Annotated in this window: 14 protein-coding genes; 7 read left to right on the plus strand and 7 right to left on the minus strand. The window is 74.6% G+C overall.

What is annotated here, in order from left to right; genetic code table 11:
* The first annotated feature begins 79 nt into the window (after window positions 1-79).
* The gene (locus tag ABZ858_RS33390) at window positions 80-1,051 is read left to right on the plus strand and encodes an NAD(P)-dependent oxidoreductase (protein WP_361387367.1); all 972 of its coding nucleotides are present in this window, start codon (window positions 80-82) and stop codon (window positions 1,049-1,051) included.
* Between the two features lie 35 nt (window positions 1,052-1,086).
* Here the strand turns inward: ABZ858_RS33390 and ABZ858_RS33395 are convergent, their stop codons facing one another.
* Window positions 1,087-1,749 (minus strand): hypothetical protein, encoded by a 663-nt coding sequence (locus ABZ858_RS33395; protein ID WP_361387370.1) that lies wholly within the window; start codon window positions 1,747-1,749, stop codon window positions 1,087-1,089.
* A gap of 559 nt (window positions 1,750-2,308) precedes the next feature.
* Between ABZ858_RS33395 and ABZ858_RS33400 the strand changes: the two genes are divergently transcribed.
* The gene (locus tag ABZ858_RS33400; protein ID WP_361387459.1) at window positions 2,309-3,532 is read left to right on the plus strand and encodes a hypothetical protein; all 1,224 of its coding nucleotides are present in this window, start codon (window positions 2,309-2,311) and stop codon (window positions 3,530-3,532) included.
* Here the strand turns inward: ABZ858_RS33400 and ABZ858_RS33405 are convergent.
* The 3 genes from ABZ858_RS33405 to ABZ858_RS33415 form a co-directional block, all read right to left on the minus strand.
* On the minus strand, window positions 3,496-3,861 hold the full coding sequence (locus ABZ858_RS33405; RefSeq protein WP_361387373.1) for a hypothetical protein: 366 nt from the start codon (window positions 3,859-3,861) through the stop codon (window positions 3,496-3,498). The two genes, ABZ858_RS33400 and ABZ858_RS33405, sit on opposite strands and share 37 nt — an antisense overlap.
* 26 nt (window positions 3,862-3,887) lie before the next feature.
* Entirely contained in the window at window positions 3,888-4,691 is an 804-nt protein-coding gene (locus tag ABZ858_RS33410) for a hypothetical protein (RefSeq protein WP_361387462.1), read from the minus strand.
* Window positions 4,692-4,866: 175 nt separating this feature from the next.
* Complete coding sequence (locus ABZ858_RS33415) at window positions 4,867-5,955, minus strand: hypothetical protein (protein WP_361387376.1); 1,089 nt, start codon at window positions 5,953-5,955, stop codon at window positions 4,867-4,869.
* Between the two features lie 637 nt (window positions 5,956-6,592).
* On the opposite strand from ABZ858_RS33415, the gene ABZ858_RS33420 reads away from it, so the two are divergent.
* The 3 genes from ABZ858_RS33420 to ABZ858_RS33430 all read left to right on the plus strand — a co-directional run bounded on the left by ABZ858_RS33420 (window position 6,593) and on the right by ABZ858_RS33430 (window position 13,871).
* A complete protein-coding gene (locus tag ABZ858_RS33420) occupies window positions 6,593-8,698 on the plus strand; it encodes a flotillin family protein (RefSeq protein ID WP_361387379.1) in 2,106 nt (701 codons plus the stop codon).
* Window positions 8,699-8,811: 113 nt separating this feature from the next.
* Entirely contained in the window at window positions 8,812-13,716 is a 4,905-nt protein-coding gene (locus tag ABZ858_RS33425; RefSeq protein WP_361387382.1) for a DNA repair ATPase, read from the plus strand.
* Window positions 13,713-13,871: a hypothetical protein gene (locus ABZ858_RS33430; RefSeq protein ID WP_361387386.1), complete on the plus strand. Its 159-nt coding sequence runs from the start codon at window positions 13,713-13,715 to the stop codon at window positions 13,869-13,871. Before ABZ858_RS33425 ends, ABZ858_RS33430 begins: the two co-directional genes overlap by 4 nt.
* A gap of 117 nt (window positions 13,872-13,988) precedes the next feature.
* Here ABZ858_RS33430 and ABZ858_RS33435 read toward each other — a convergent pair whose 3' ends face one another.
* The 3 genes from ABZ858_RS33435 to ABZ858_RS33445 form a co-directional block, all read right to left on the minus strand.
* Window positions 13,989-14,618, minus strand: a complete 630-nt coding sequence (locus tag ABZ858_RS33435; RefSeq protein ID WP_361387389.1) for a phosphatase PAP2 family protein — start codon at window positions 14,616-14,618, stop codon at window positions 13,989-13,991.
* 239 nt (window positions 14,619-14,857) lie between these two features.
* On the minus strand, window positions 14,858-16,222 hold the full coding sequence (locus ABZ858_RS33440) for an alkaline phosphatase (RefSeq protein ID WP_361387392.1): 1,365 nt from the start codon (window positions 16,220-16,222) through the stop codon (window positions 14,858-14,860).
* Between the two features lie 183 nt (window positions 16,223-16,405).
* Window positions 16,406-16,822 carry a hypothetical protein gene (locus ABZ858_RS33445; RefSeq protein WP_361387395.1) on the minus strand — a complete coding sequence of 139 codons (417 nt, stop codon included), beginning with the start codon at window positions 16,820-16,822 and terminating at the stop codon, window positions 16,406-16,408.
* A 172-nt stretch (window positions 16,823-16,994) separates the two neighbouring features.
* Here ABZ858_RS33445 and ABZ858_RS33450 point away from each other — a divergent pair, with 172 nt between their 5' ends.
* A complete protein-coding gene (locus tag ABZ858_RS33450) occupies window positions 16,995-18,326 on the plus strand; it encodes a histidine kinase (RefSeq protein ID WP_361387398.1) in 1,332 nt (443 codons plus the stop codon).
* A complete protein-coding gene (locus ABZ858_RS33455; RefSeq protein ID WP_361387401.1) occupies window positions 18,314-18,958 on the plus strand; it encodes a response regulator transcription factor in 645 nt (214 codons plus the stop codon). The genes ABZ858_RS33450 and ABZ858_RS33455 overlap by 13 nt, the downstream gene beginning before the upstream one ends.
* The last annotated feature ends 162 nt before the right edge of the window (window positions 18,959-19,120 follow it).

Below are 19,120 nucleotides of genomic sequence, written 5' to 3' on the forward strand. Positions count from 1 at the left end.
CAACAAGGGAACTCTGTCCAGAAAGCCGCAAAAGTGAACCCGGGTGATAACCCACGTGATTCTCGCCGCAGAGATCGGGATGAATCAGTACGGACAGGGATCGACGACAACGGATCAGAAAGGACCCGACATGAGCGACACCACCACCCGTACCGTGGGTGTCCTGGGCACCGGGATCATGGGCGCCGCGATGGCCCGCAACCTCGCGCGGGCCGGGCACACCGTCCGCGTCTGGAACCGCACCCGCGCCAAGGCCGAGCCGCTGGCCGCCGACGGCGCGCAGGTCACCGGGACCCCGGCGGAGGCGGTGCGCGACGCGGACGTCGTCCTGACCATGCTGTACGACGGTGACACGGTCCTGGAGACCATGCGCGAGGCGGCCCCCGCGGCCCGGCAGGGCGCGGTGTGGATGCAGTCCACCACGGCAGGGCTTGACTCGGTGCGCTCGCTGGCGGAACTGGCCAGGACGCACGGCCTGCTCTTCTACGACGCCCCGGTGCTCGGCACCCGGCAGCCCGCGGAGGCCGGGCAGCTCACCGTGCTGGCGGCCGGACCGGACCGGGGGCGGGACGTGCTGGCCCCGGTCCTGGACGCGGTCGGCACCCGCACGGTGTGGTCCGGCGAGGACGGGGCGGCGGCCGGCGCGACCCGGCTGAAGCTGGTGGCCAACAGCTGGGTGCTCGCGGTCACCACCGCGGCCGGTGAGGCCCTGGCCCTGGCCAAGGGGCTCGGGGTGGACCCGCGCGGCTTCCTCGACCTGATCTCCGGCGGCCCGCTCGACATGGGCTACCTGCACGCCAAGGCGGACCTGCTGCTCGATGACCGGCTGCTGCCGCCGAGTTTCGCGGTGGCGACCGCCGAGAAGGACGCCCGGCTGATCGTGCGGGCCGGTGCCCGGTACGGCGTCCGCCTCGACGTGGCCGCCGCGAGCGCCGAACGCTTCGCCCGCGCCGCCGCGCAGGGCCACGCCCAGGAGGACATGGCGGCGGCGTACTTCGCCAGCTTCGACACGGAGGCATCGGAGGGCGCGGAGGCCGCGGACCGGGCCTGAGCCCGGAGGGGTGCGGCGGGCGGCCGGCCGGTCGGTCAGCCCAGGCAGATCACGAGCAGGCAGAGCTGCGGCGAGGAGGGCGGCGGGGCGGCGGGGCCGGAGGCCGGGGAAGAACCGGGGTCCGTGCCGGAGGAGCCGGACGTACCGGACGGGCCGGTGGCCCCGGTGGGGTGGTGCCCGGCCGTCGTGGCCGGGGCGCCGGTGGACGTGCCCGGCTGCTGCGGCTGCCGGGGCGGCGCGGACGACGGATGCCCGCCGGACGGCCGCGCCGCCCCGTTCCCCGTGCCCGTCCCGTTCTCGGCGGGGGAGTACGGCTGCACGCTCTGCGACATCGTGACGTCCTGCGTGCTGTACGTGCTGTACGTGCCGTACGCGCCCCGCGTGCCGTACGTGTCGTGCGGCGCGGTGGCCGTGCTGGCCGTGGCGGACCTCCGGTGGCCGGCACCGGCCGGGCCGGGCGCGGCCGGAGAGCCGGGTGAGGTGTGCCGGGTCCCGGCGGCCGCGGTCCCCGCCGGGCCGTCGCCGTCCCCGGCCGGGCGGCTGCCCGCGCTGTCCGGGGCCGGGTCCCGCGGCGCGGGGGCGGCCTGCGCCCGGTCGGCGGTGTGCCGGTCCGTCGAGGCGACGGTCAGGCCGCCGCCGACGAGCGCCACGGCGGTCGCCACCAGGGCCCGGCGCTGGGTCTTCTTCCACCGCGCCACCTTCCGCCGCCGCGCCGCCCGGGCCGCGGCGACTCGAAGCCGCCCTCCGCGAGCCCGGCGGGCGCCTCCGCGAGACCGGCGGGCGCCTCCGCGAGACCGGCGGGCGCCTCCGCGGCATCGGCGTACGGCGGTGTGCCGTGCCCGGCGGACAGCGGGACGCGGGCCGCCGCCGGACCCGGTGCGAAGGGCGTCGTGGCGGACGCGGTGGTGTCCGGGGCTATGTCCGGCGCGTACGCACCGCAGCCGGGACACACCAGAGTGCCGTTGAGGTGTCGTCGGCACGTGGAGCAGTAGTCCATGCGGATCTTCCTGGGTCGGCCTGCCGGGCGGTCGGCCACGCTGACAAGGGCGTTACCCCACTGTGTGCGGCCTGTGTGATGCTCCTGCACGGATTCGGCGGGCCGCCCGGACCGCGTGTGCGCCGGCCGGACCCCGGCGGTGAGGCTGAACCGCACCCGGCCGATCCTCATCTGACTGTTCGGCCCGTGGTGGATTGCCCGTGGTGGAAGGACGGAACGTGCGCAACGGCGAGACGACGGCGACCGCGGCCGGGGACGGCCTGCGGATCGGCCCCTACGCGGTGCGATGGCACACCGCGCTGCTGACGGTGTGGACGGTCCTGTGGTTCTGCGTGGCCGAACGTCACGGGGCCGTGTCCTGGCACTATCTGAAGTCCGGTGAGGAACTCCTGTTCACCCAGGTGCCCGGCGGCGGTCTCGCGCTGTACGCCAACCACCCCGAACTCCAGATCGGCCCGGTCAGTTTCCTGGTCGCCGCGCTGTTCGAGCCGTTCCCGCCCGCGCTGGGCGAGAACCTCGCCGAGGCGTTCATGTCCGGCCTGGGCCTGTACATGCTGGTCCTCATCGGCCGGACCGCCGCCGAGCACAACCTCGGCACCGGCCTGAACCACAAGCGCCTCCAGCAGCGGGTGCTGATCGCCGGGGCCGCCTTCATCCCCATGTGGGTGGAGGTCTCCGTACGGTTCGCGCACCTCGACGACGTGCTGGCGCTGTTCTTCACCACCCTGGCCGTACGGGCCCTGGTGCGCGGCAACGCCACCGCCGTCGGGGTGCTGCTGGCACTGGCCGTGGACTCCAAGCCGTGGGCGGTGGGCTTCCTGCCGCTGCTGCTCGCGCTGCCCCGGCCCGCCTGGCTGCGCGCGGGCGGCTGGCTGGTGGGCCTGGTGGCCGCGGCCTGGCTGCCGTTCTACCTCACCCACCTGGAGACCTTCGCCGCCGCCCGCTTCACCATCCCCAACCAGGCGGCCTCCGCGCTGCGCTGGTTCGGCGTGAGCGATCCGGCGACCCCGTGGTGGGACCGGCCCGCGCAGATGACCCTGGGCATCGCCCTGGGCGCGCTGGCGGTACGCCGCGGCCGCTGGCCGGCCGTGCTGCTGCTGGCCGCCGACGCCCGGATCGTCCTCGACCCGAGCGTGTACACGTACTACAACGCCTCGGTGCTGCTCGGCACCCTGGTGTGGGACTCCATCGGGCAGCGGCGGCTGGTGCCGTGGGTGAGCTGGATAGCGCTGATCTCGCTGTACGGCAGCGCCCTGCTGGTCCCCTCGGACTCCGTGCAGGGCCTGCTGAGACTGGCCTTCGCGGCCGGTTCCGCGCTGTACGTCCTGTTCTGGCCGCAGCGCACGCCCCGCGGCCGGCGCGGCGCCCCGGCCGGGGCCGTCCCGCGCCTGCCGCGCCAGCGGCGCGCGCCGGACGGACCGCATCAGGCCAGGTCGGTCGGCTCTTCTCAGGCCAGGTCGGTCAGCTCCTCGGCGTACACCTGAGACAGCGGCTGCGGGCCGACGTACTGCTGGCAGTTGCACCGCCCCGGCTCGTAGCGCACCGGCTGCTTGTTCTCGTCCCAGGCGGTCGGCACCTCCACGCGCTCGTGGCAGTGGCCGCTGCGGTCGTGCTTGGCGAGGTGGTGCGTGCACCCGCAGACCGGCTCCGGCGGCCGGTGCGCGGCCTCCACGGCGAGGCGGTCCGCCTTTTGCGCCTCCATCAGCTCCATCCGGCGCTGGTGCCGGTTGCGCAGCGCGGTCCTGGCGGTGTCCGCCAGCCATGCGAAGCCGCCGGTCCAGAACAGGATGAGCACCCACCAGATCCAGTTCATCGTTCCCCCGTCCTTCCCCCTGCCGTTCACTCCTGCGCACGGCCGCCCGGCACGCGGTCGCACGGAATCGCCGGCGCGGGTTCGGCGCGCCGGAGCGTGGCTTCAGGATAGGCAACCACGGGCCGTACGACAGGGGGCGCGGCGACCGGACCTGGCCGGCTCCGCCGCCCGGGCGGCCGGGGCGGGCGGGGGCGGCGGGGAGGCCGGCGGGGCAGCCGGAGGCGGCGCCAGGCGCGTTCGTGGACGACGGCGAGCACGACGGCCGCGGCGACCGCGATCAGGTGCTCGCGCCCGGCCAGGTTGGGCTTGACGATCGACTCGGCGACCATCGAGCCGCCGGTGAGGAAGAAGACGACGGGGGCGCGCCGGACCAGGGAGAGGTAGGTGAACAGGCCGACCACGGCCGCCGACGGGCCGGTGTCGAGGACGTGCCCGATCTCCGGCGGCAGCCCGAAGCCGCACCAGCCCGGCCCCGCGGCGATCATCACCCGCACGGTGAGGGTGCCGGCCAGGGTGGTGACGTAGGAGATGAACAGGGTGCGGAGCCGGCCCAGGGCCAGTTCGGCCAGCGCGAACGCCAGGAAGAGCTGGGTGATGCCCGCCCACACCGGCAGGTCCAGGGCGGGGACGTAGAGCGAGACGGGGGTGCGCAGCAGGGCCAGCCACAGCGGCAGGTCGGCCTGGACGCCGCCGGTGATCCGCACCGCCGTCTCGCCCGCCGGGTGCTGGGCGATCGCGTGGAAGAAGATCACGCCGAAGGCGGCGACGAAGGCGAGCACCAGCCCGGACAGGCCCCGGCGCGTCAGCCGGCGCACCGGGTCCGTGACCATGTGATGGAACTCGGTGCGCAGGGTGCGCACGACGAACAGCGCCACCCGGACCGCCACCGCACGCCCGTATCGCGCCCCGCGCCACCCGCCCGGCGTCACACCGCCCCCCCGGCCGGCCCTTCCAGTCCTCCGTACCTGTGCACCACCACTCGGCTCCTCGACGCAGTTGCCCACCTCACTCTGGGTCCAACCGTAGGGACCGTAATCCGGGCCCGTGCGTTGCTCGGGGACGGGCGATGTTCGTCTCACCACAGGAGTCACCACGGTAGTCACCACAGGAGTCACCCCGGGAGGCGCAGCTCGGACAGAGCCTCTCCGCACCGGCCGGCCGGAACAGGCACGGCTGTACGTGGTCGCCCTCGCACTCGCGCGTCCCGGCCAGCCGGGCCGACAGGCGGGGGGCCGCGCCGGGCGCGGGCGGGGGCTCCGGCCGCCGCGCGGGGGGTGGCGGCGGTACCTCCCGCAGCAGGTGGCGCAGCAGGCCGCCCGGGCGCCGGACGGGGGTGCCGTCGTCGGGGAGCCCGCGCAGGATGTGGGTGCGGATCGCGGCGGGGGTGTGCCCGGCGGCGAGCCAGCGGTCGGTGAGCTGCGCCAGTTCGCCGTACATGCCCCGAGGGATGTCGCGCAGTTCGCGGGCGAGGCCGGGGAGCGCGGCGACGAGGGCGCGGGCCGGTCCGGCCGCCGGATGGTGGGAGGTGTTTCCTCCGGGGTCTTTTCCTGGTTGACCGCCGGTGGACCGAGGACTCGGCGCACCGACGGCCGGAACCGCGGGACTCGGTGCGAGCTGCGGTGATTCGAGGTCCGCGCAGGTGGGCGGGGGTGCCGTACGCCCGGTTCGCGGGGACGCGCGGACGGCCTGCACGGCGTCCGCCGCGCTCGTGGCCCCCACGGACGTCACGGACGTCACGGGCGTCACGGGCGTCACGGGTGTCATGGGCGTCCGCGCCAGCAGCTTGGCCGCCTCGGCGGCGTTCAACGGCACGTTGGAGACGAGCTGCCGCGTCACCCACAGCCCGCCGGGCCCCTGCACCCGCCGCTCGTGCACGTAACCCTCGGCCTTGAGCTGCGCCTTGGCCCGGGAAAAGGCGGTCGCCCCGATACGGGCCCGTTCGGCGGAGCGCGACAACGACTCGCGCGCCCCCTGCGGAAGCGAGAGCTGCCAGGTCAGCAGCCGTACGGCGTCGGAGGACAGCCGAGGATGCCGGATGAGGTCGTGCGCGAACTGGGTGAAGGCGCGCGGGGGCGCGATATGGTGCCGGTACATCACGGTGGGAAGTCCGATTCCACTGGTGGTTCAGGCCCTCGCGGACGGTTGCAGCCGTCGCGGGGGCCGTCTTCGTATGCCTGGCGAGGCACCTCGAAGACCGGGTTGTCGAGGCGACCGTACCGCACGATCAGTGCCCACATGAACACACTGAGTGAAGAATGCTTTCGCTGAAACGGAACCCCTGACGGCTCCCGGACGGCCGGTTCCGGGTCTCTCCCCGGCATGGAGGGGCCGTCGAACTCTGCCGGGAACCGGCAATGCGCCGTGTGCGTGTTACCCGGCAGCATGTGGTGCGGGGGAGCACTACGGGGGATGCCTCCGGGACCGGGGGCCGGTGGGTTCTTGCCGGTCACCGGCATCGGGGGCGGTACGGGGGAGAGGGGGATTCCCGTCCGCGGCCGACGGCCGCCGGTGCGTGGGATGTCCGGCCGGAACGGCCGGCGCCCGACACCTGGCGCCCGCCGCGGGACGTTCCGGCGCGGGAACGGTTCCGCGCCGGGCGGCGGATGCCAGGCGCCGGTGCCGCCCGGCGAGGCGCATCCCGCGGCCCGGTCCCCGCCGCGACCGCGTCAGTGCCGAGGGCGGCCCGCACCGCCCGCCCGGCTCGAATTCCTCATCGCAAGGGACGTTTGCCATGCTCGTCATCGGCGTGTTCGCCGCAGCCTGCCTGATCCTCGTGCTGATCGCGCTGCTCGCCTTCTCCCGGCTGTACCGCAAGGTGGACCAGGGCCGGGCGCTGATCGTCTCCCGGACCCGCCGGGTCGACGTGTCCTTCACCGGGCAGGTCGTGCTGCCGGTGCTGCACAAGGCCGAGGTGATGGACATCTCGGTGAAGGCGATAGAGATCACCCGTTCCGGCCGGGACGGGCTCATCTGCCGGGACAACATCCGCGCCGACATCCGCATCTCGTTCTTCGTGAAGGTCAACAAGACCGCCGCGGACGTCATCAAGGTCGCCCAGGCCGTCGGCACCGCCCGCGCCAGCGACCAGGCCACGCTGCAGGAGCTGTTCCACGCGAAGTTCTCCGAGGCGCTGAAGACCGTCGGCAAGCAGATGGACTTCACGGACCTGTACACCAAGCGGGAAGAACTGCGGTACCAGATCATCGAGTTGATCGGCGTCGACCTCAGCGGGTACCACCTGGAGGACGCGGCGATCGACTACCTGGAGCAGACGCCGCTGACCCAGCTCGACCCGGCCAACGTCCTCGACGCCCAGGGCATCCGGAAGATCACCGAGCTGACGGCCGTCGAGCACGTGCGCACCAACGAGGCGCAGCGCACCGAGGAGAAGGAGATCACCCGGCAGAACGTCGACGCGCGCGAGGCCATCCTGGAGCTGGAGCGCCGCCAGGCCGACGCCGAGATCAAGCAGAAGCGGGAGATCGAGACCTCCCGCGCCCGCGAGGAGGCCGAGACCGCCCGCGTGGTGGAGGAGGAGCGGCTGCGCGCGCAGGGCGCCTTCCTGCGCACCGAGGAGCAGCTCGGCGTGCAGCGGGAGAACCAGGCCCGGGAGATCGCCGTCGCCGCGAAGAACCGCGAGCGGGTCATCGCCGTGGAGAACGAGCGCATCGAGAAGGACCGCATGCTGGAGGTCATCGCCCGCGAGCGGGAGACCCAGCTGACGCGGATCTCCGCCGACAAGGAGGTCGAGGCGGAGAAGCGGGAGATCGCCGAGGTGGTGCGCGAGCGGGTCGCGGTGGACCGCACGGTCGCCGAGCAGGAGGAGTCCATCAAGAAGCTGCGCGCCGTGGAGGAGGCGGAGCGCGAGCGGCAGGCCGTGATCATCGCCGCCGAGGCGGAGGCTCAGGAGAAGCTGGTCAAGGACATCAAGGCCGCCGAGGCCGCCGAGCAGGCCGCCACGCACCGCGCCGCCGAGGAGGTCACCCTCGCCGAGGCCCGGCTCAAGTCCGCCGACCTGGAGGCCCGCGCCAAGCTGCGGACGGCCGAGGGCATCCAGGCGGAGGCCGCCGCCGCGGGGCTGGCCGCCGTGCAGGTCCGCGACAAGGAGGCCGAGGTCATCGAGAAGACCGGCCGCGCCGAGGCCGAGGCCACCCAGGCCCGGCTGCGCGCGGAGGCCCAGGGCACCGAGGCCCGGCTGCGCGCCGAGGCGGAGGGCGCCCAGGCCAAGGCGATCGCCGAGGCCACCGCGATCGGCGAGAAGCTGAAGGCGGAGGCGGCGGGCCTGAGCGAGAAGGCGGCCGCGATGGCCGCCCTGGACGAGGCATCCCGCGGCCACGAGGAGTACCGGCTGCGGCTCCAGGCGGAGAAGGAGATCCGGCTGGCCGGGCTCGACGTGCAGCGCCAGGTCGCCGAGGCGCAGGCCACGGTGCTCGCCACCGGCCTGGAGCACGCCGACATCGACATCGTCGGCGGCGACTCCGTCTTCTTCGACCGGCTGGTCAACGCCGTCTCGCTGGGCAAGGGCGTCGACGGGTTCGTCGAGCACTCGCACACCGCGCAGGCACTGGCCAAGCCCTACCTGGACGGTTCCGCCGGCCTCGCCGACGACCTGGGCCGCGTCCTCGGCTCGGTCTCCACGGCCGATGTGCGGAACCTGACCGTCTCCGCGCTGCTGATGAAGCTGATGCACACGGGCGGCGGCACGCAGGCCGGGCAGTTCCAGCAACTCCTGGACCGCGCGGGCGAACTGGGCCTGGCCGACCTCCCGGTCACCGCCCTCGACGGCGGCACCGGCCCCCTCAACGGCACGGCCCTCAACGGCACCGCCCGGGTCTGACGCCCACGGCCGAGGCCCACGGGGGCCGGGAGCCGCCGCTCGGGGGGCGGCGGCTCCCGGCCCCCACTTCCCCAAGCCCCGAACCCCCGCAGCCTTCGAAGGGACGCACGTCCATGGCCACCGCCCAGGAGACGGGTTCGTACGACGCCGTGGACAGCGGCACGTACGAGGTGCTGCGCGACCGGCTCACCGCCCGGGCCGCCGAACTGGCCCGCGGCGCCGAACAGCTCAACGCCCGCCGCGCCGAGGAGTTCGGCGCCACCCGGCTCGACCTCACCGGCACCGGCCGGCTGCGCACCGAGCACCCCGGCGTGCCCCGGGACGTCGTCGCCGTCGGCGACCGGCTGCTGTTCGGCTGCGACGCGGCCCACACCGGACCGGACGACGGCACCCGCCCCGAACCCCGGGTCGGTGACGTCCTCGCCCTGTACGACCGCGGCCTGGACCGGCTGCCCGAGGACGCCGTGCCCGGCCTGCTCGACGACCCGGCGTTCGTCCGCGAGTTCGCGGCCCTGCACCGCTACTACCGGCAGGCCCGGCTGCTGCGCCTGCACCGCGCCGAGGGCCGGCTCCTCGCCGTCTTCCGCACCGGCGAGAAGGCTGACGACATCCGGGTGCTGCGCTGGAACCTGACCGGCGACGGGCGGGCCGCCTTCCTCGACGCGCGCGGCGAACGCGACCATGTGCTGCCGCCCGCCCACGACTTCACCTGGACGCGGACCACCCGCGAGGACCACCGCCTGGGCCGCCACCCGCACGTGTCCGTCGGCGGCGAGATCCACGTGTCGACCGTCGGCGGCGCCCTCACCGTCAAGACCGAGGACGACACCGAGACCGGCGAGGGCATCCACGGCGAACCGGTCGACGAACCGCTCCAGGCGCTCGCCGACGCCGACATCGCGTACGCCCGGGTGGGCGCGCTGATCCTGCTGCGGGTGCGCCCCTACAAGGAGGACGCCCACCGCCACCTCGTCTTCAACACCCTCACCCGCACGGTCGTCCGCCTCGACGGCATCGGGCAGGCGTGCCGCCGCCTGCCCGAGGACCAGGGCGTCATCTTCCCCGGCGGCTACTGCCTGGCCACCGGCACGCACAAGACGTACGAGATCGACACCACCGGCCTGGAGTTCGAACGCGAGGTGCGCTCGCCCTACGGCGAGGACGTGCTGTACGCCTTCCACGACCGTGACCGGGGACGCGGCCTGCTGCTGTCGTACAACACCATCCGCGAGGAGGTCGCCACCCCGCTGGCCTGCCACGGCTGGGCGCTGTTCGAGGACGGCGGGCTGCTCGCGCTGCGCGCGGAGGCGGCGGCCACGGCCGACGCACCGGCCCGCGTGCACCCGATCCAGCAGTGGACCTCCCCCTACGTCTCCGACACCCACGCCGCCGCCGCGACCGGCACCGGCCCGCTCGCCCGGGTCGGCAACGCCGACCTCGTGCGCGGCATCTCCGACTGCCTGTCCCTCAGCCGCGCGGTCGCGGAGACCACCCCGACCACAGAGGTGTACGAGGCGCTGGCCGCGGCCTGCGTACGCGCCGCCGACACCCACCACTGGCTGGGCGAGCCCGGCCTCGGGAACCTGCGCGGCCCGCTGGAGGCGGTACGGGAGACCGCCGAGCAGGTGCTCGGCGAGTTCCGTACCGTACAGCGCCTGACCCGGCGGGCGGCCGAGGCGCTGGAGGAGGCCGCCGGCCGGCTCGCCGCCGTGGTGCGCCGGCTGCGCGGCGAGGCACCGCGCGGGGCCGCCGCCTGGGTGACCGGCCTGACCGAACTGCGCACCGCCCAGGGCCATCTGCTGGCCCTGAAGGAGATGCGGTACGCCGACACCGCCCGCATCGACGGACTCGCCGCCGAGGCGGACGGCGACCTGGCCGCGTTCGGCAAGCGGGCCGTTGCCGCGCTGGCCCGCGAGGACGCCTTCGCCGAGCACCTCGGGGAGGTCGAGCGGCTCGCCGAGGACGCCGGGGCGATCGAGGCGGCGGCCGCGGCGGCACCGGTCGCGGACCGGCTCGACGAGCTGGCCGGCACCCTGCGCACGGTCACCGAGGTCGTCGCCGGGCTCGACATCGCGGACGCCACCGTGCGCACCGCCGTCCTGGAGCGCGTCGCCGGGGTGCTCGGCGGCGTCAACCGGGCCCGCGCCCTGCTGGACGCCCGCCGCCGCGAACTGGGCGAGCGGGAGGGCCGCGCCGAGTTCGCCGCCGAGTTCGCGCTGCTCGGCCAGGCCGTCACCGGCGCGCTGGCCGCCGCGGACAGCCCCGAGGCGTGCGACGAGCAGCTGTCGGGCGCGCTGGTGCGGCTGGAGAACCTGGAGTCGCGGTTCGCGGAGTCCGAGGACTTCCTCGGGGAGCTGGCCGCCCGGCGCGCCGAGGTCCACGACGCCTTCTCCGCCCGCAGGCAGTCCCTCCTGGACGCCCGCGCCCGCCGCGCCGAGCAGCTCGCGGCGGCCGCCGTCCGCATCCTGGAGACGGTCGCCCGGCGCGCGGCCGGCCTCGCCGACGCCGACGCGGTCAGCACCTACTTCGCCTCCGACCCGATGGTCGCCAAGGTCCGCCGCACCGCCGAGGAGCTGCGCGGACTCGGTGACCCGGTCCGCGCGGAGGAACTGGACGGCCGGCTCAAGGCGGCCCGCCAGGAGGCGTCCCGCGCGCTGCGCGACCGCACCGACCTGTACGCCGACGGCGGCCGGACCATCCGCCTGGGCGCCCACCGCTTCGCCGTCACCACCCAGCCCCTGGACCTCACCCTGGTCCCGGACGGCGACGGCCTCGCCTTCGCCCTGACCGGCACCGACTACCGCGCCCCGGTCACCGACCCGGACATCGTGGGCGCCCGCCGCTGGTGGGACCGGCGGCTGCCCTCGGAGTCCGAGGAGGTCTACCGCGCCGAGCACCTGGCCGCCCGGCTGCTGCGCGAGCACGGCCCGGCCGCCCTCGCCGCCGCCGACGACCTCGCCGCCCTGGTCCGCCGGGCCGCGCAGGAGGCGTACGACGAGGGCTACGAGCGCGGCGTCCACGACCACGACGCCACCGTGCTCCTCACCGCCCTGCTGCCGCTGCACGAACGGGCCGGGGTGATGCGGCACGAGCCGGCCGCCCGGGCCGCCGCCCAGCTCTTCTGGGCGCACGGCGCCGCCCCCGAGGACCGCGCGGCCTGGACCCGCCGGGCCGTGTCCCTGGCCCGCGCCCGCGACACCTTCGGCCCGGCGGCGGCCGGCGCGGTCACCGAACTGGAGGCCGAACTCGCGGCGGCGGTCACGGCGTGGCCGGCCCCCGCCGCCGGCCCCGCGCACCGCGACGACGGCCGGGCCGCCGCGGCCTACCTCTTCGAGGAGCTGACCGGCGGCCCCGAGGGCTTCGTCATCAGCGCCGGCACCCGCACCCTGCTCGACAAGTTCCGCCGTACGGTGGGCGGTTCGGCCTACGACGACGACCTGGCCGCGCTCGGCGGCCTCGCCGCCCAGCACCAGCTCGCCACCGCGTGGCTGACGGCGTACGCCGACTCGACCGGCGCCGCCGTCACCGCCGGGGACCTGGCCGAGGCGGTCGCCGCCGAACTGTGCCCGGACCTCGTCCGCCACGAGTCCGACGTCTCACCGGTGGCCGTCGCCGAGGGCCTGCTCGGCGCCCACCCCCGCGTCACGGGACGCACCCTGACGCTGCGGATCGACGAGTTCCTGGCCCGCACCCGCCGCTTCGCCGAGCACGACGTACCGGCCTTCCGCGCCCACCAGCGGCGGCGCACCGCGCTGGTGGCCGCCGAGCGGGCCCGGCTGCGGCTGGACGAGCACCGGCCGCGCTCCCTGGCGTCCTTCGTCCGCAACCGGCTGATCGACGAGGTGTACCTGCCGCTGGTCGGCGACAGCCTCGCCCGCCAGCTCGGCACGGCGGGCGAGACCAGGCGCACCGACACCGGCGGCCTGCTGCTGCTCGTCTCGCCGCCCGGCTACGGCAAGACGACGCTGATGGAGTACGTCGCCGACCGGCTCGGCCTGATGATGGTCCGGGTCAGCGGCCCGGCCCTCGGGCACGGCGTGACCTCGCTCGACCCGGCCGAGGCCCCGGACGCCACCGCCCGCCAGGAGGTCGAGAAGATCAACTTCGCGCTGGCGGCGGGCAACAACACCCTGCTGCACCTCGACGACATCCAGCACACCTCGCCCGAACTGCTGCAGAAGTTCATCCCGCTGTGCGACGCCACCCGCCGGGTGGACGGGGTGCGGGGCGGCGAGCCGCGCACCTACGACCTGCGCGGCAAGCGGTTCGCGGTGTGCATGACCGGCAACCCCTACACCGAGTCCGGCGACCGCTTCCGCGTCCCCGACATGCTCGCCAACCGCGCCGACGTGTGGAACCTCGGTGACGTGCTGTCCGGCAAGGAGGACGCCTTCGCGTCCAGCTTCCTGGAGAACGCGCTCACCTCCCACCCGGTGCTCGCCCCGCTGGCCGGCCGCGACCGGGGCGACCTGGACCTGCTGGCGCGGCTGGCGGCCGGCGACCCGGCGGCCCGCGCGGACCGCCTCACCCACCCCTACGACCCCGCCGAGCTGGACCGGATCGTGTCGGTGCTGCGCCATCTGCTCACCGCGCGCGAGACGGTCCTCGCGGTCAACGCCGCCTACATCGCCTCCGCCGCCCAGTCCGAGGACACCCGCACCGAGCCGCCGTTCCGCCTCCAGGGCTCGTACCGCACCCTGAACAAGATCGTGCAGCGGGTCCGGCCCGTCATGAACGGGGCGGAGCTGGCCGCGGTGCTGGACGACCACTTCACCGCCGAGGCCCGGACCCTCACCACCGGGGCCGAGGCCAACCTGCTGAAACTGGCCGAACTGCGCGGCACCCTCACCCCCGCCCGGGCCGCGCGCTGGACCGAGCTGAAGGCCGCCCACGTCCGCGCCCGCGCCCTGGGCGGCCCGGCCCAGGACCCGCTCACCCGCGCCACGGCCGCCCTCGCCCTGCTGGCCGACCGGCTGACCGCGATCGAGGCGGCGATCACCCACCGGAAGGAGTCGTGACGGAGCCCATGAGCCTGACGGCGGTGCTCACCGCGTTCCTGGTCCCGCCCGCCGCGGCCCTGCTGGTCGTCGCGGGCGCCACCGGCGTCCTGATACGACGGGACCGCCGGCGCGCGCGGGCGGCGGGCGCCGACGGCCCGGGGTCCGTCGTGTGAGCGGGGCGCGGGCGGCTGGGAGCGGCCCGGCGGCGTGCGATGAGGGCGGCTCGGAGTGGGCCGCGGGGGTGCGATGAGGGCGGTCCGGAGCGGCCCTGCGGCGGGGGTGCGGGTGGCTCAGGCGGACCGGTCGACGAGCAACGGGCGCAGTGCCCCGGCGCGCAGCCGCTGCACCAGCGGGGTGCAGAACCGGAAGGCCACCAGGACGACGAGCAGCGAGACGACGCTGCCGACGACCGCGCCCACCCCGACGTCGTGCGGGTAGTGCGCGCCGACGTACACCCGTGAGGCGCCCATCGCCACGGCCGCGAGCAGGGCGATGGAGCCCAGCCACCGGTTGACGAAGAACAGCGCCACCACGAAGGCGAAGGCGACCGTGGTGTGGTTGCTGGGGAAGGCGTAGTCGTCCACCGGCGGGCACGCCTCGATGAGGAAGTCGTGCGGCAGGGCCCGGCAGGGGCGCGGTTCCTCGAAGACGTCCTTGACGCCGGTGTTGGCGGCGTAGGCGATGACGACGGCGAACGGGGTCGCCAGGACCGCCGTCATGACCGAGTTGCCCTGCCGGCGCGCCGTCCACCAGGCGGCGAGCAGGATGATCACGAAGACACCCATGCCGACGGAGGAGTAGGCGGCCGCGGTCCCGTTCAGCCAGTGCGTGTGGCGGGCGAAGTCGGTGACGTCGGTGTAGAGCCCGCCGTCGATGGACGCGCCGTCGAGCGCAAGGGCGGTCGGGGAGGTTGTCGTCATCAGGTGGATCTCCGGGCCGGTTCTGGAGGTGGAATCCTCGTGAATTCGGGATGTCCTATGAATGAACGTCTCCAGGTCGGTAGACGTTAGCAGCCGGAGTTGTGGTTGCCCGCACGGCAGGGGACGGACGGCAGGGGACGGACCGGTGCGGCCGGAGAACGGGCGAGGGGGGTGGGAGAAGCCGGTGGCTTCTCCCACCCCCCTCGGGGTGGTGACCGCGCGACGGGGCGCGGCGGGACTCAGCGCAGGCGCAGCGCCTCGCGGAGCGTGGTGAACAGGTCGGTCTGGTCGGTGACGCCGAGGACGCGGTACGCCTGCGGCCCCTGGGCGGCGATCCGGACCTCGGTGCCGGTGTGCTCCTGGGACTGGCCCGGGGTGTTGGTCGAGTAGTTGACCTTCAGTTGCTGGCCCTCGTCGGTGACCAGGGTGGAGGACAGGCCGGGCGGGGTGGCCTCCAGCGGCACGATCTGGCTGGAGTGGCCGTGGTCGGCGGTGGTCACCACCAGGGTGTCGGGGAGCCGGGCGGCGTAGGCGCGGGCCACCTTGACCGCGCGGTCGAAGGCGGCGGTCTCGCCGATCTGGCCGCACGGGTCGGCCGCGTGGTCCTGCTTGTCGATGGAGGCGCCCTCGATCTGCAGGAAGAAGCCCTTCTTGGCGTGCGCGTGCCGCTGCTTGGCCTCCAGGAGCTGGATCGCCTTGGCGGCGGAGTCGGCCAGGCTCGGGGTGGCCGCAGGGCGCTGCGGGTTGGCGCTCGCGCAGCGCTGCGGGGCGGTGCCGCCGACCGCGGCGGCCTTGCCGGTCCACTCCACGGGCACGTTGCCGGGGGCGAACAGGCCGAGGACCGGCTTGCCCGCCTTCGCGGCCTTCATCGAGGCGTCGTCGGTGACGACCTGATAGCCGAGCCGGCGCGCCTGCTCCCGTACGGTCAGGCCCCGGTACGTCCCGGTGGTGACCTTCTGGTCGAAGCGCTGCCCGCCGCCGCCGAACAGCACGTCGACCTTGTGGTTCACGGACTGCTCGGCGATGGAGCCGGGCCCGCCGGCCGCGAGGGCGTCCTCGGGGCACTTGGCCATGTCCGCCGGGCCCTGGCAGGAACGGTCGGTGACGTGCGAGGCGAGCACCGCCGGAGTGGCGTCGGTCAGCTCGGCGGTAGTGACGCTGCCGGTGGCGTACCCGCCCCGCTGCGCCAGCTCCAGGATGGTCGGGACCGCCTTGTCGGTGCCCGGCGTCTTGGAGATCCGGCCGTTGACCGTCTTGCGGCCGGTGGCCCAGCCGGTGCCGCTGGCGGCGGAGTCGGTGACGTAGTCCGGGGTGCCGTCGGCGTGCACCGCGTACGTCGTGTACGCGCCGGTCAGCGGGAACCGGTCCATGTCCAGCCGGCCGCTCGCGCCCACGGTGTAGTCGCGGGCGAGGGTGATCTCCGAGTCGCCCATGCCGTCACCGATCAGCAGGATGACGTTCTTCGCCTTCCCGCCCTGGACGGCGCGCTCGGCGTGCCGCTCGCCGTCCGAGGCGCCGGCCACCGTGGTGGCGGTGAGGGCGGCCGCGGTGGCGGCGGCCAGCGCGGTGGCGATCGTGAGGCGACGACGGGTGGGTCTGTGCATGGCAGCGACTCCTTGGAACGTCCGCACGACGGGGTGCCCTGCGGGAACCGGTGGAGTGCAGCTCACCAGTCCTTGGTGAACCGTTGGGAAAAAACTGCCCGGAGCTTGGTTGCGCCGGTGTGACGGCGGACGGGTTCACGTCTCCGCGCCCCTGTGCGTTCAGGACTCCGTGACCCTGTGCGTTCAGCTCTGTGGGCGGCCACGGTGACTCTCCCCCTGGCGGCGAGCCGCCAGGACGCCGCACACCACCGCCAGCGGCAGTTCCGCGCAGAGCGCCATGGCCAGCGCGGCGAGCCGGTCCGGGCCCGGGGCCGCCGTCATCGTGTCGAACCAGGCGTCGGTGACCAGCAGGGTCGCGGTGGCGGTGGCCGCGAGCGCGTGCAGGCGGTGGCGGCGCAGCACCGGCAGCCCCGTGGCGATCAGGCCCAGCGCCTCCAGGACGTCCAGGCCGATCCAGGCCCCGCGCCAGCGCGTGGCTCCGGCGGCCCCCGGCAGCACGCCCGCCAGCACGGCCAGCCAGGGCAGCAGCGCCAGCCCGCAGCCGATCAGGGCGTACTCCACCCGGAGCCGGCGGCCCGCGGGGACGGTCACAGCGCTCATCGGTCGGTTCTCCTCGTCGTGTCCACGGCACTCCGCCATGGGCCCAAGCCTTCACCGCGCGGCGCTCGCGGTCAGTAACGCGGAGGACCGGACCGGGGTGGCACCAGTTGCACCCCCGAAGCGGGAACCCACGCCATGGACCGCCTCTGACCTCGGCACCTACGGTCTTCTCATGCAGACCACGCCGACCGCCCGGACCGCCCCGCCGGCCCGGACCGCCCCGCCGGCCCGGACCGCCCCGACGGCCCCGGCCTCCCGGACCACCGCACGCCTGAAGCACCTGGCCCTGAAGCCGTTCAGGGGGACCGGCCGACCGGTCGCGTTCCTCGCCACCGGTGTCCTGATCCAGTTCGGCGTGCTGCTCGTCATGGGCCTGCCGTGGATGCTCACCGTGCCCACCTCGATGGCGGCGATCCTGACCGCGGTGTTCCTCCCGCTCGCCGCCGTCGCGCTGGCCGGACCCGCGCTGACCGCCGCCCAGCACGGCCGCTTCCGCACCCGGCTCGGCGTCGAGCTGCCCGCCCCCTACCAGGGGCCGCGGCCGCGCCTGGCCGTGTGGCTGCGGTCCCCGGCGGCGCGCCGGCAGTGGACGTACCACTTCGTCGACGGGCCGCTGCTGGCCCTCGCGGCGGTCTGCGTCCTGCTGCTGTGGGCGGCGGGCGCCCTGGCCGCCTCGGTCTACGGGTGGATCTGGCTGGTCCCGCTGGACCGCCGCCTGGACCTGCCCGGGTACAGCACCTGGTGCGCCTACGTCACGGTGGCCGGCCTCGCCGTGCTCTGCGCTGCGGCGTGGCTCTGCGGCGCCCTGGTGCGGCTGGAGACCCGTACCGCCACCGCGCTGCTCGGGCCCAGCCGCGAGGAGCGGCTGGCGCGCCGGGTCGAGGTGCTCACCGAGACCCGGGCGGGCCTGGCGGACGCGGCCGACGCCGAACGCCGCCGCATCGAACGCGACCTGCACGACGGCGCCCAGCAGCGGCTGGTGTCCCTGGCGGTCAACCTGGGGCTGGCCAAGGCCACCCTCCGCGACCTGCCCGAGGACGCCCGGCGGGTGATCGACGCGGCGCACCGGGAGGCGAAGGAGGCGATCGAGGAGCTGAGCGGCCTGGTGCGCGGACTGCACCCGGCCGTCCTGGAGGACCGCGGCCTGGACGCCGCGCTCTCCGGTCTCGCCGCCCGGGTGCCCCTGCCGGTCCGGGTGCGGGTGGACCTGCCGTCGCGGCCCTCGCCCACCATCGAGGCCGTCGCCTACTTCGTGGTCTCCGAGGCGCTGACGAACGTCGTCAAGCACGCGGCGGCGGCCACCGCCGAGGTGATGGTGGAACGCTTCGGCAGCACCCTGCTGGTCGTCGTCAGCGACGACGGCGCGGGCGGCGCCGACCCGGCCGCCGGCACGGGACTCGCGGGGCTGGCCAAACGGGTCGCCTCGGTCGATGGCACGCTGTCCGTCGACAGCCCCGTCGGGGGGCCGACCGTGCTGACCGTGGAGCTGCCGTGCGTGCCGTGATCGCCGAGGATTCCGTCCTGCTGCGGATCGGCGTGGTGAAGGTGCTGGAGATGGCCGGGTTCGAGGTGGCCGCCGAAGTGGGCGACGCGCAGGCGCTGTTGGCGGCGGTGGAGGAGCACCGGCCGGACATCGCGGTGGTGGACGTCCGCATGCCGCCCGGCTTCACGGACGAGGGCGTGCGGGCCGCGCTGGTCATCCGGCGGCAGTGGCCGCACACGGCGGTCCTGCTGCTGTCGCAGTACGTGGAGGAGCGGTACGCGGCCGACCTGCTGTCCGCCCACACCTCCGGGATCGGCTACCTGCTCAAGCAACGGGTCGCGGACGTCGAGGAGTTCGCCGAGGCGCTGCGCCGGGTGGCGGCCGGCGGCACCGCGCTCGACCCCCAGGTCGTCTCCCAGCTGCTGGTACGCCGCCACAGCGATCCCCTGGACCGGCTCACCCGGCGCGAGCGCGAGGTCCTGGAGCTGATGGCCGGCGGCCGGTCCAACGCCGGGATCGCCCGGGAACTCGTGGTCGGCGAGAGCGCGGTGGCCAAGCACATCAACAGCATCTTCACCAAGCTCGACCTGCCGAAGGCCGACACGGACCACCGCCGCGTCCTGGCGGCGCTGCGGTTTCTCGGGGTGGCCTGAACCGGCGGCCTCGGTCGAATCTCGCGCAAGTACTTTCGCATCACAAAAGTAGATGCCATGATGGAGGAGCCGAAGCCGCCAGGAGGCAGCGGAATCGACCGAACGGGCGGGGACTCATGTCGAGCAGCGAATACCCGGGTGTACCGGGCGTACCGGGTGTAT

The organism is Streptomyces sp. NPDC047017 (assembly GCF_040644175.1).
GTDB lineage: Bacteria > Actinomycetota > Actinomycetes > Streptomycetales > Streptomycetaceae > Streptomyces.

Coding starts and splice junctions, on each gene's coding strand:
- ABZ858_RS33390 (WP_361387367.1), top strand. CDS start 80: ATGAATCAGTACGGACAGGGATCGACGACAACGGATCAGAAAGGACCC.
- ABZ858_RS33405 (WP_361387373.1), bottom strand. CDS start 3,861: ATGAACTGGATCTGGTGGGTGCTCATCCTGTTCTGGACCGGCGGCTTC.
- ABZ858_RS33410 (WP_361387462.1), bottom strand. CDS start 4,691: ATGGTCACGGACCCGGTGCGCCGGCTGACGCGCCGGGGCCTGTCCGGG.
- ABZ858_RS33415 (WP_361387376.1), bottom strand. CDS start 5,955: ATGTACCGGCACCATATCGCGCCCCCGCGCGCCTTCACCCAGTTCGCG.
- ABZ858_RS33420 (WP_361387379.1), top strand. CDS start 6,593: ATGCTCGTCATCGGCGTGTTCGCCGCAGCCTGCCTGATCCTCGTGCTG.
- ABZ858_RS33425 (WP_361387382.1), top strand. CDS start 8,812: ATGGCCACCGCCCAGGAGACGGGTTCGTACGACGCCGTGGACAGCGGC.
- ABZ858_RS33435 (WP_361387389.1), bottom strand. CDS start 14,618: ATGACGACAACCTCCCCGACCGCCCTTGCGCTCGACGGCGCGTCCATC.
- ABZ858_RS33440 (WP_361387392.1), bottom strand. CDS start 16,222: ATGCACAGACCCACCCGTCGTCGCCTCACGATCGCCACCGCGCTGGCC.
- ABZ858_RS33445 (WP_361387395.1), bottom strand. CDS start 16,822: ATGAGCGCTGTGACCGTCCCCGCGGGCCGCCGGCTCCGGGTGGAGTAC.
- ABZ858_RS33450 (WP_361387398.1), top strand. CDS start 16,995: ATGCAGACCACGCCGACCGCCCGGACCGCCCCGCCGGCCCGGACCGCC.